Raw genomic sequence first — 11,982 nt, 5'->3', positions numbered from 1 at the left:
ACGGGGCGCATAATGAAAAAATATAAGAGACTATTTATATCGTTACTTCTTACACCCCAGGTTTCCTTTTCCCAAAGCATAATAAACAACCATGAGGTAGACCTCTGTATCCAAAAATATAAGGATGAAAACAGCGAGTGTCTGGAAGACATATCTGACAAATCAGAGGAAAAGCTGAGGGAGGCATATAGTGCCAAGCTTAAAGAGCTAGAGAACTTCGACTATAATCAGTGGTGGATGGGCACCAGAGAGCAAAAAGATAACATGCTTACTCTCTTCAAGAAAAACCAGAAAAACTGGCTCACCTGGCGATATGATTATTGCGGATTAGCCACCACTGCAACCCAAAACACCCATGGTTTTGCGAACGCCATTACCGCTTGCACCATAAATCTCAATAGCCAAAGAGTGAATCAAATCAAGATGATCGTTCCGAGTCCTGCTGAGACATAGCCGTTTACCCGCAGCCAGAATGCACTATCACTCCCTTTTACTTGACCTTCCCCTTAATGGAAGGTTTAAGCTTATAGACAGTTAGCCAACACACCGGCTCAGACAATCCTACTATATGCACAGGAGTATGATGATGTCCCACACAATTGAACTGGCGCTGGAGGGTCTCTCCTGCGGCCACTGCGTCAAACGGGTGAAAGAGAGTCTTGAACAGCGGCCCGACGTGGAGCGCGCCGAGGTGACCATTGAGCGCGCGGAAGTCATCGGTAGCGCCGATGCGGATGCGCTGATCGATACCATTAAACAGGCCGGATACGGGGCGACGCTTAGCCACCCAAAGGCTGATCCGCTGGCAGAGTCATCACCTCCGTCGGAAGCACTGACAGCGGCCGAAACTGAGCTTCCGGCAGCGGATGACACCGACGACAGCCAGCAGCTGTTGTTGAGTGGCATGAGCTGCGCCAGCTGCGTTACCCGAGTGCAGAAAGCCTTGCAGGCGGTACCCGGCGTAACCCAGGCACGGGTCAATCTGGCGGAGCGCTCTGCGCTGGTGATGGGCAGTGCCTCCGCCGCTGAATTAGTTAACGCGGTGGAGAAAGCGGGCTACGGTGCGGAGGCGATTGACGACGACGCCACCCGCCGCGAACGCCAGCAGGAGACCGCCGTTGCTACCATGAAACGCTTCCGCTGGCAGGCGATTGTTGCTCTGCTGGTGGGTATCCCGGTGATGGTCTGGGGTATGGCGGGTGACAATATGATGGTCACCGATGCCAACCGCAGCCTGTGGCTGGCTATCGGCCTAATCACCCTTGCGGTGATGGTCTTTGCCGGGGGCCACTTCTACCGCAGCGCGTGGAAAAGCCTGCTCAACCGTACCGCGACCATGGACACGCTGGTCGCACTGGGTACCGGGGCGGCATGGCTCTACTCGATGAGCGTCAACCTCTGGCCGGCGTGGTTCCCGATGGAGGCGCGCCATCTCTACTATGAAGCCAGCGCGATGATCATCGGCCTGATCAACCTCGGCCATATGCTGGAGGCGCGCGCCCGCCAGCGTTCATCGAAAGCGCTGGAGCGCCTGCTCGATCTCACCCCACCCACCGCCAGAGTAGTGACCGATGCCGGGGAAGAGATTGTTCCCCTTGCCGAGGTTCATCCGGGCATGACCCTGCGCCTGACCACCGGTGATCGGGTTCCGGTTGATGGCGAGATTGTCCAGGGCGAAGCCTGGCTTGATGAGGCGATGCTGACCGGCGAACCCGTTCCGCAGCAGAAGCAGCGGGACGATACGATCCACGCCGGGACGGTGGTCTCTGACGGCAGCGTGCTGTTTCGTGCCAGCCGCACCGGTAGCCACACTACCCTCTCGCGCATCGTCCGTCTGGTGCGTCAGGCCCAGAGCAGCAAGCCGGAAATCGGTCAGCTGGCGGACAGGATCTCCGCGGTCTTCGTGCCGGTTGTGGTCGCCATCGCGTTGATTAGCGGCGCGATCTGGTACGTTTTCGGCCCTGCACCGCAGATTGTCTATACCCTGGTGATCGCCACCACGGTGCTGATTATCGCCTGCCCCTGTGCGCTCGGCCTGGCAACGCCAATGTCGATTATTTCTGGCGTCGGTCGCGCCGCCGAGTTCGGCGTGCTGGTGCGCGATGCCGATGCGCTACAGCGTGCCAGCCAGCTCGATACGCTGGTGTTTGATAAGACCGGCACCCTTACCGAGGGCCGCCCGCAGGTTACCGCCGTGCTGACCTACAGCGAACTCTCCAGCCAGCAGGCGCTGAGCCTGGCTGCCGCGCTGGAGCAGGGTTCGAGCCATCCGCTAGCCCACGCCATTATCGACAAGGCCGGAACGGAGTCTTTGCCTGAGGTGAACAACTTTCGTACCCTGCGCGGGCTGGGCCTGAGCGGAGAGAGCGACGGTCGCCGCCTGCTGTTGGGCAACCAGGCCTTACTGAATGAACAGGGTATTGATACCGCCGCGCTGGAAAGCGATATCGCCACCCAGGCGGCCACGGGCGCAACGCCGGTGCTGCTGGCGGTGGACGGCAAGGCGGCAGCGCTGTTTGCCATTCGCGATCCGCTGCGTGAGGATAGCGTGGCGGCACTGCAGCGCCTGCATCAGGCTGGCTATCGTCTGGTGATGCTCACCGGTGACAACGCCGTTACCGCCAACGCTATTGCTAAAGAGGCCGGGATTGACGAGGTGATCGCCGGAGTGCTGCCGGATGGCAAAGCCGCCGCGATTCAGACGCTGCAACGCCAGGGGCGTCAGGTCGCGATGGTGGGCGATGGTATCAACGACGCCCCGGCGTTGGCCCAGGCCGAGGTGGGGATCGCCATGGGCGGCGGCAGCGACGTGGCAATTGAGACCGCCGCCATCACCCTGATGCGCCACAGCCTGATGGGCGTGGCCGATGCGCTGGCTATCTCCCGCGCTACGCTGCGCAACATGAAGCAGAACCTGGTGGGGGCGTTTATCTACAATTCGCTGGGCATTCCGATTGCCGCCGGGATCCTCTGGCCGCTGACCGGAACGCTGCTAAACCCGGTGGTCGCCGGGGCGGCAATGGCACTCTCCTCCATTACGGTGGTGAGCAACGCCAACCGCCTGCTGCGCTTTACCCCAAAAGAGTAGCCATTTGCACCTTCTCCCGGCTCGCGCTAGCATGCACTTTTCAGCCGGGAGAGCCTATGGGCCTGTTTAGCCGTTTAAAAATGCTGTTGGGCGCGCTGTATACTCGCACCTATTCGTGGCCCGCGCTGGACGTCACTCTGCCGGGCGGGCGCTATCTGCACCTGGTTGGCAGCATCCATATGGGCACCCGCGACATGTCTCCCCTGCCGGAGGGGCTGCTGCGCAAGCTCAAACAGGCCGACGCCCTGATCGTCGAGGCCGACGTCTCCGTCAGCGGTTCCCCGTTCTCTGAACTTCCCCCGCGCCCGCCGCTGGCCGAGCGGCTTGATCCCGCCCAGCTGGCCGATCTATCCCGTGTGCTAAACGAGCTTTCTCTGCCGCTGGAGACCTTTGATCAGCAGCCGGCCTGGAAAATCGCTTTGGTATTGCAGGCGACCCAGGCCCAGCGCCTCGGCCTGCGCCCCGACTACGGTATCGACTACCAGATGCTACAGGCCGCCCATGACAGGCAGATGCAGGTGATCGAGCTGGAGGGTACGGCGGATCAGGTAAACCTGCTCTGTCAGCTGCCGGAGGATGGCAAAGCGCTGCTGCTGGATACCCTCACCCACTGGCATACCAACGCCAGGCTGCTGCAGGTGATGCTGAGCTGGTGGCTCAATAGTCCCCCTGCCGAGGCGTCACAGTCGCTCCCCTCTACATTTAGCCAGCCGCTCTACGACGTGCTGATGCACCAGCGTAACCAGGCCTGGTGTAAACGGCTGCTGGCGCTGCCGCCGGGCCACTATGTCGTCGCAGCCGGTGCGCTGCACCTCTATGGCGAAGGAAATTTGCCCTCCCTGCTGCGGCAGAAAATTAGCGCCTAAACGGCAAGATGGTACTATTTTTGCGAACGTCGTCAGGCGTATGCTGATAGTTCGATCATCCGTGGTAAGAAGGATTTTTATGACCCCCGCCGTAAAGTTACTCGAAAAGAATAAGATCCCTTTTCAGCTGCACAGCTACGATCACGATCCCAATGAAACTAACTTTGGTGATGAGGTAGTGCGTAAGCTTGGCCTGAACGCCGACCAGGTCTACAAGACGCTGCTGGTAGCGGTAAACGGCGATATGAAGCAGCTGGCGGTCGCGGTGACGCCGGTAGCAGGCCAGCTGGATCTGAAAAAGGTGGCGAAGGCGCTGGGCGCGAAGAAGGTTGATATGGCCGATCCCGCCGTTGCCCAGCGCACCACCGGCTATCTGGTGGGCGGCATCAGCCCGCTGGGGCAAAAAAAGCGCCTGCCGACGCTCATCGACGCTCCCGCTCAGGAGTACGCGACGATCTACATCTCAGGCGGCAGACGCGGGCTGGATATTGAGCTGGCGGCAGGCGATCTGGCGAAGATGCTGGACGCAAAATTCGCCGATATCGCCCGCCGGGATTAACGTTACTGCCAGTTCACCTCGCCCTGCGGCTCAAGGGTTGCTGCATCCAGCGGTGAATTCTGCTGGATGTACTGCTTCAGCACTTCGGCGTCGATAAAGCCGGTATTAACGTAGCCGGGCTTATCGTCCAGACGCGGATAGCCGTCGCCGCCAGTGGCGTTGAAGCTGAGGGTCGCCATACGGTAGGTTTTAGCGGGATCGACCGGCTCACCGTTGATCTTCAGATCGTTAAGCGTGCCGTTCGCCATCGTAAAGCTGACGTGGCTAAACTGCGGATAGGCTCCGGAGTTAGGCTTCATCTGCGCGACGGCGGTGAGGTAGTCCACCACCTCTTTTCCGGTCATATCAACATAGACCACGACGTTGCCAAACGGCTGCACCTTCAGCACGTCTTTATAGGTGATATCCCCTGCCGCAATGCTGTCGCGGATCCCGCCTCCGCTCATCACCGCAAAGCTAGCTCCGGTACGCGCCATCTGGGCGGCGAGGATGAGGTGGCCAAGATTGGTTTGTACAAAGCGCACTTTGCTGCGATCGCCCTCAAGAGGTGCATTGACCGAACCAATTTTCACCGCCAGCTGCGCCTTGCCTTTGTTCTGGAACGGCGTCAGCAGCGAGAGCATCTGGGCGTTTTCAGGAATTTCTGGCGCATAGAGCACGCGCTCGCTGTCACCGTTGTCGTAAACAATCTTTTTCTTCAGGTTGATAGGGATCAGCTGATAGTGCACCAGCTTCATCTCACCGTTGCGGAACTCAAAGTCGGCACGGCCAACGTATTTACCCCACTCGTGAGCCTGCACGATCCAGATCCCGTTCTGGCGGTCCGGTGCGCAGGGCGTGCCCGGCACGTAGTCCACCTGCTTTTTATTCTCTGCTGCCATACAGACCGGATTTTGTGAGTGACCACCGACTATCATCGCCAGTGACCCCGCAGGCAGGCTGCGTGCCATTTCAACATCGCCCGGCGCGTTGGAGCCGTGCTCGCCGTTGTCGTAATGTCCCATATGGGTCGTGGCGATCAGGACGTCCGGGCGCTCTTTTTCATCCAGACCATTCAGCTCCTGAATTACTAGCTTCGCCTCGTCGGCGGGCTTGCGGAACTCGATGTCGGTGAAGAACTCCGGATTGCCAATTTTGGCGGTGTCGTCGGTGGTCAGGCCGATAACGCCGATTTTCAGATCCTGACGCTTGAAGATAGCCCACGGCTTAAAGAGGCGTTCGCCAGTGCTCTTCTGGTAGATATTGGCCGACAGGAAGGGAAACTTAGCCCACTTCTCCTGCTGGCGCAGCACCTCTAGCGGATTATCAAACTCGTGGTTGCCTACCGCCATTGCATCGTAGCCGATGAGGTTCATGCCGCGGAAGTCCGGCTCGGCGTCCAGCAGATCGGACTCCGGCACGCCGGTGTTGATGTCGCCACCGGAGAGCACCAGCACACTGCCCCCTTCGGCAGCCACCTCTTTACGGACGCTGTCCACCAGCGTCTTCTGCGCCGCCAGACCATACTCCCGGTCGTCGCTGCGCCAGAAGTGGCCATGGTGATCGTTGGTATGCAGAATAGTAATTTTATAGGTTTTATCTTTTTCGTAGGCTTGGGCAGGCAGACTGGTCAGCCCCCACGCGGCGAGAAGCGCCAGCGCAACGCCCTGCTTTAACATATTCATTTCTCTCTCCCTGATGACATAACAGACGCAAAAGTAGCGCGGGGACAGAGAATAAACAAATAGGATTTTATGTCTGCGACTTCCCTCAAAGAGTCGTCACGAGTATCTTAGGCTGCTAATAATCAGGAAGCATTAAGAACTCCTGCACTCCAATTAAAGACAAAAAGTGACATTTTATGGCAACGAACCAACCCGCCGACGCGCTTCCGGGCGCTAACGCGTCGCCAGCGCAGGGGCGCACGGCATTTGGCATTCTCGGGGCGATCAGCCTCTCGCATCTTCTCAACGATATGCTGCAGTCGCTGATCCTCGCCCTCTACCCACTGCTACAAGCTGACTTCTCGCTGAGCTTTGTGCAGATCGGCATGATCACCCTCACCTTCCAGCTGGCTTCATCAGTGTTTCAGCCCGTGGTGGGCTACTACACGGATAAGCATCCGATGCCGTGGTCGCTGCCTATCGGCATGTGCTTTACCCTCTGCGGCCTGGTGCTGCTGGCGCTGGCGGGCAGCTTTGAGATGGTGCTGCTGGCGGCAGCGCTGGTGGGCACCGGATCCTCTGTATTTCACCCGGAGTCCTCCCGCGTGGCGCGTATGGCTTCCGGCGGACGGCATGGTCTGGCTCAGTCCATCTTCCAGGTGGGCGGCAACTTTGGCAGTGCGCTCGGGCCGCTGCTGGCGGCGCTGATCATCGCCCCCTACGGCAAGGGAAACGTGGGCTGGTTTGTGCTGGCCGCGCTGCTGGCTATCGTGGTGCTGTCTCAGGTCAGCCGCTGGTACGCAGCCCAGCATCGGATCAACAAGGGACGAACAGCGGTTATTGAGCGCAGCCCGCTGCCGCGCAATAAGGTGATCCTGGCGGTAAGCATCCTGCTGATGCTGATTTTCTCGAAATACTTCTATATGGCAAGCATCAGCAGCTATTACACTTTTTATCTGATGCAAAAATTCGGCTTATCGGTACAAAACGCCCAGTTTCACCTGTTTGCGTTTCTGCTGGCCGTTGCGGCAGGCACCGTGATTGGCGGCCCTGTTGGCGATAAGATTGGGCGTAAATATGTTATTTGGGGCTCTATCCTCGGCGTTGCCCCCTTTACGCTGATTTTACCCTACGCATCCCTCTACTGGACGGGCGTTTTAACCGCGATCATTGGTTTTATCCTCGCCTCCGCCTTCTCCGCCATTTTAGTCTACGCCCAGGAGCTGCTGCCGGGACGTATCGGCATGGTTTCTGGACTGTTTTTCGGCTTCGCGTTTGGCATGGGCGGACTGGGTGCAGCCGTGTTGGGGCTGGTCGCCGACCACACCAGTATTTTTGTAGTCTACAAAATCTGTGCTTTCCTGCCGCTTTTAGGGATGTTAACCATATTCCTGCCTGATAACCGTCATAAAGCCTGATTCCAGGGCGGCCAAAGACAACCGTTGGCCGCCTGCACTGCCCATACCATAACACCTGCAAGGCCATCACTGCGTTAATCCCCTCTCAACCGCTTTTTTCGTGTCAGAGCGTGCTTTTCTTCAATATTCAACAATTATTCATCAACATAATGATTAAAATTGTCATAGACTGTAACTCGGGCTTCTGGTTTTTTAACCAGAAATGGATCCACTACCGCGAAAGGAGACGGAATGCATCACGCCACACCGCTTATCACCACCATTGTGGGCGGCCTTGTGCTCGCCTTTATCCTCGGCATGATTGCCAACAAGCTGCGTATTTCTCCGCTAGTGGGTTACCTGTTAGCGGGCGTGCTCGCCGGCCCTTTTACACCTGGCTTCGTGGCTGATACCAAGCTGGCACCTGAGCTGGCCGAGCTGGGGGTGATCCTGCTGATGTTTGGCGTCGGCCTCCATTTCTCACTGAAGGATTTGATGGCGGTAAAGTCCATCGCCATTCCCGGCGCTATCGCACAGATTGCTGTGGCGACGCTGCTGGGTATGGCGCTCTCCGCCATGATGGACTGGCCATTAATGACCGGTATCGTCTTTGGACTCTGTCTCTCCACCGCCAGTACCGTGGTGCTGCTGCGCGCCCTTGAAGAACGGCAGCTTATCGATAGCCAGCGCGGGCAGATCGCCATTGGCTGGCTGATCGTAGAAGATCTGGTCATGGTGTTAACCCTGGTGCTGCTGCCCGCCGTCGCCGGGATGCTTGAAAAAGGCAACATGGGGCTGGCGACACTGTCGCTGGATATGGGCATCACCATCGGTAAGGTCGTGGCCTTTATCGCCATCATGATGCTGGTCGGCCGCCGCCTTGTGCCGTGGATCATGGCCCGCAGCGCGGCCACCGGCTCCCGGGAGCTGTTTACCCTCTCAGTGCTGGCCCTCGCGCTGGGTATCGCCTTTGGTGCGGTCGAACTCTTCGACGTCTCCTTTGCCCTCGGCGCTTTCTTTGCCGGCATGGTGCTGAACGAATCCGAATTAAGCCACCGCGCCGCGCACGATACCCTGCCCCTGCGCGACGCCTTTGCGGTTCTCTTCTTTGTCTCCGTTGGGATGCTGTTCGATCCGAAAATCTTGATCGATGAGCCGCTGGCCGTTGCCGGTACCCTGGCGATTATCATCTTTGGTAAGTCCATTGCTGCTTTCTTGCTGGTGCGCATGTTTGGTCACTCACCGCGCACCGCGCTTACCATCGCCGCCAGCCTGGCGCAGATTGGTGAGTTCGCCTTTATTCTGGCGGGTCTGGGCATGGCTCTGGATCTTCTGCCGCAGACCGGGCAGAACCTGGTGCTGGCTGGGGCGATCCTCTCAATTATGCTCAACCCAATCCTCTTCACCCTGCTGGAGAAATACCTCGATAAGACCGAAACCCTTGATGAGCAGACGCTGGAAGAGGCTACCGAAGAGGAGAAGCAGATCCCGGTGGATATCTGCAACCATGCCCTGCTGGTGGGCTTTGGCCGCGTAGGCAGCCTGCTGGGTGAGAAGCTGATGGCGCAGGGTGTCCCGCTGGTGGTGATCGAAACCTCGCGTACCCGCGTGGATGAGCTGCGCGAGCGCGGTATTCGTGCGGTGTTGGGCAATGCTGCCAACGAAGAGATCATGAACCTGGCACACCTCGACTGCGCTCGCTGGCTGCTGCTGACCATTCCTAACGGTTACGAAGCCGGAGAAGTGGTGGCCACCGCCCGGCAGAAGTGTCCGAACATTGAGATTATCGCCCGCGCCCACTATGACGACGAGGTGGACTACATCACCGAGCGCGGCGCGAATCAGGTGGTCATGGGTGAACGTGAAATTGCCAACACCATGCTGACGCTGATTGAGAAGCGCCCGGTTGAAGAGGCAGTCACCGGATAAATTGCCGCCCCGGCAGATCTTCTCCTGCCGCTGGCATTTTATTAACAATCAGGGTATAAAGCCCCTTCAAACGGACATTTAGACATCTATACGTTTAGAAGGTGATATGCACACGCAGCAAGAGAATGGGCAGCTTAAGCGCACCATGAAAACCCGCCATTTGATTATGCTTTCATTGGGTGGCGTGATTGGCACAGGATTATTTTTCAATACGGGATACATCATCTCTACGACCGGCGCAGCGGGAACGTTGCTGGCTTATCTGATTGGGGCGCTGGTCGTCTGGCTGGTCATGCAGTGCCTTGGCGAACTTTCCGTGGCGATGCCGGTAACCGGTGCTTTTCATGTCTACGCGACGCGCTATATTGGCCCGGCAACGGGATATACCGTGGCGTGGCTCTACTGGCTCACCTGGACGGTTGCGTTGGGATCCAGCTTTACCGCCGCCGGGTTCTGTATGCAGTACTGGTTCCCACATATTCCCGTCTGGATATGGAGCGCCCTGTTTTGCGTAGTGATTTTTTCTCTTAACGCGATTTCAACGCGCTTTTTTGCCGAAGGTGAGTTCTGGTTTTCACTCATTAAAGTCGCGACCATTATTGTTTTCATTATCTTAGGCTGCGGGGCGATTTTTGGTTTTATCGCTATGAAGGATGGCTCGCCTTCGCCGGGGCTGACCAACCTCACCAGCGGGGGCTGGTTTCCCCATGGCGGCTTGCCCATTCTGATGACGATGGTCGCGGTCAATTTTGCCTTCTCTGGCACTGAGCTTATCGGTATCGCGGCAGGCGAAACGGAAAATCCACACCATGCTATTCCGGTAGCGATCCGCGCGACTATCGCCCGACTGATCATCTTTTTTATCGGTACCGTTTTTGTCCTGGCGGCGCTTATTCCGATGCAGGTGGCAGGGGTCGAGAAGAGCCCGTTTGTGCTGGTCTTTGAAAAAATTGGCATTCCCTATGCGGCGGATATTTTTAACTTCGTCATCCTTACCGCTATTCTCTCAGCGGCGAATTCCGGACTCTATGCATCGGGCCGCATGCTGTGGTCGCTGTCTAATGAAAAAACGTTGCCGGGCTGTTTTGCCCGCGTCAATAAGAACGGCGTGCCGCTGGTCGCGCTGACCGTCTCTATGCTGGGTGGCCTGCTGGCGCTGCTTTCCAGCGTTATCGCGCCTGACACCGTATTCGTTGCCCTCAGCGCCATCTCTGGTTTTGCCGTTGTGGCCGTATGGCTCAGTATCTGCGCGGCACACTTTATCTTTCGTCGCCGGCATTTACAGTCGGGCAAGCCGCTGCACGATCTAAAATACAGGGCACCCTGGTATCCGCTGGTGCCCGTGCTGGGATTCGTGCTGTGTCTGCTGGCCTGCGTCGGCCTGGCGTTCGATCCAGACCAGCGCATTGCGCTTTACTGTGGTCTGCCTTTTGTTGCTCTTTGCTACGGCACCTATTTTCTCACTCATAAAACAAATTCGACGGAGGCTGACTATGCCGCAGATTAATCCTCTTACCGCGCTGCTTAAAAGCCACCCCTTTATTGTCCTCGATGGCGCGCTGGCCACCGAGCTGGAAGCGCGCGGATGCAACCTTGCCGATAGCCTCTGGTCCGCCAAAGTATTAATGGAAAATCCACAGCTCATCCGGGATGTGCATCTGGATTACTTCCGCGCGGGCGCACAGGTAGCCATTACTGCCAGTTACCAGGCCACGCCTGCTGGCTTTGCGGCGCGCGGGCTGACCGAGTCGCAATCGAGATCGCTTATTGAGCACAGCGTGGCACTGGCGCGAGAGACGCGGGAAATTTACCAGGCGGAAAACGCCAGCGCGGGTCCGCTGCTGGTGGCGGGCTCTGTCGGGCCATACGGTGCCTATCTGGCCGATGGCTCTGAGTATCACGGTGACTACGTGCGTAGCACCGAAGAATTTCAGGCGTTTCATCGTCCGCGGATTGAAGCCTTGCTCAATGCCGGCGCAGATCTGCTGGCCTGTGAAACCTTACCCGCGTTTGCAGAGGTAGAGGCCCTGGCAGACCTGCTGTTGGATTACCCGCAGGCGCAGGCGTGGTTCTCATTTACCCTACGTGACGAGAACCACTTGAGTGACGGCACGCCTCTTACCCGGGTCGTGGACACGCTGGCAAACTGTTCGCAAATCGTTGCGCTGGGGATTAACTGTATTGCGCTGGAGAAAACGACCGCAGCACTAAAACATCTGCACAGCCTGACTGCGCTACCGCTGGTTGTCTATCCTAACTCCGGTGAAACCTACGATGCGACCACGAAAGAGTGGCATGCTCACGGCGATTCATGCGCATCTTTAGTGGGGTATCTGCCGCAGTGGTTAGAGGCAGGCGCGAGACTCATTGGCGGATGCTGCCGGACTAGCCCAAAGGATATCGCAGCGCTGAGTAAGCGCCGCTGACGGGCCTAATGCTCTCACATGGATGTGGAAGCCTTTAAAAACCCCATAATAATCATGCCATTATAGAAACATTT

The 11,982-nt window shown here is 57.8% G+C and carries 9 protein-coding genes; 8 read left to right on the top strand and 1 reads right to left on the bottom strand.

Features of this window, described 5'->3' with window-relative positions; genetic code table 11:
- Positions 1–12: 12 nt before the first annotated feature.
- The 4 genes from WFN61_RS00605 (at position 13) to ybaK (ending at position 4,513) form a co-directional block, all read left to right on the top strand.
- Positions 13–453, top strand: a complete 441-nt coding sequence (locus WFN61_RS00605) for a lysozyme inhibitor LprI family protein (RefSeq protein ID WP_337037130.1) — start codon at positions 13–15, stop codon at positions 451–453.
- 133 nt (positions 454–586) lie between these two features.
- Complete coding sequence (gene copA, locus WFN61_RS00600; protein WP_337037128.1) at positions 587–3,088, top strand: copper-exporting P-type ATPase CopA; 2,502 nt, start codon at positions 587–589, stop codon at positions 3,086–3,088.
- A 56-nt stretch (positions 3,089–3,144) separates the two neighbouring features.
- Complete coding sequence (locus WFN61_RS00595) at positions 3,145–3,954, top strand: TraB/GumN family protein (RefSeq protein ID WP_312282764.1); 810 nt, start codon at positions 3,145–3,147, stop codon at positions 3,952–3,954.
- A gap of 79 nt (positions 3,955–4,033) precedes the next feature.
- Positions 4,034–4,513 (top strand): Cys-tRNA(Pro)/Cys-tRNA(Cys) deacylase YbaK, encoded by a 480-nt coding sequence (gene ybaK / locus WFN61_RS00590; RefSeq protein ID WP_042391687.1) that lies wholly within the window; start codon positions 4,034–4,036, stop codon positions 4,511–4,513.
- A gap of 2 nt (positions 4,514–4,515) precedes the next feature.
- Here the strand turns inward: ybaK and ushA are convergent, their stop codons facing one another.
- Positions 4,516–6,177 (bottom strand): bifunctional UDP-sugar hydrolase/5'-nucleotidase UshA, encoded by a 1,662-nt coding sequence (ushA, locus tag WFN61_RS00585; RefSeq protein ID WP_144814258.1) that lies wholly within the window; start codon positions 6,175–6,177, stop codon positions 4,516–4,518.
- A 176-nt stretch (positions 6,178–6,353) separates the two neighbouring features.
- Between ushA and WFN61_RS00580 the strand changes: the two genes are divergently transcribed.
- The 4 genes from WFN61_RS00580 to mmuM all read left to right on the top strand — a co-directional run bounded on the left by WFN61_RS00580 (position 6,354) and on the right by mmuM (position 11,908).
- Positions 6,354–7,574, top strand: coding sequence for an MFS transporter (locus tag WFN61_RS00580; protein WP_257756755.1), 1,221 nt, complete (start codon positions 6,354–6,356; stop codon positions 7,572–7,574).
- A 231-nt stretch (positions 7,575–7,805) separates the two neighbouring features.
- The gene (gene ybaL / locus WFN61_RS00575) at positions 7,806–9,482 is read left to right on the top strand and encodes a YbaL family putative K(+) efflux transporter (RefSeq protein ID WP_257756754.1); all 1,677 of its coding nucleotides are present in this window, start codon (positions 7,806–7,808) and stop codon (positions 9,480–9,482) included.
- 106 nt (positions 9,483–9,588) lie between these two features.
- Positions 9,589–10,989, top strand: coding sequence for an S-methylmethionine permease (mmuP, locus tag WFN61_RS00570; protein WP_312282763.1), 1,401 nt, complete (start codon positions 9,589–9,591; stop codon positions 10,987–10,989).
- On the top strand, positions 10,976–11,908 hold the full coding sequence (mmuM, locus tag WFN61_RS00565; RefSeq protein WP_312282762.1) for a homocysteine S-methyltransferase: 933 nt from the start codon (positions 10,976–10,978) through the stop codon (positions 11,906–11,908). Before mmuP ends, mmuM begins: the two co-directional genes overlap by 14 nt.
- Positions 11,909–11,982 lie beyond the last annotated feature (74 nt).

This window comes from Pseudescherichia sp. AS216 (assembly GCF_037152055.1).
Taxonomy (GTDB): Bacteria; Pseudomonadota; Gammaproteobacteria; order Enterobacterales; family Enterobacteriaceae; genus Pseudescherichia.
This window is presented reverse-complemented; position numbering and strand designations above follow the sequence as displayed.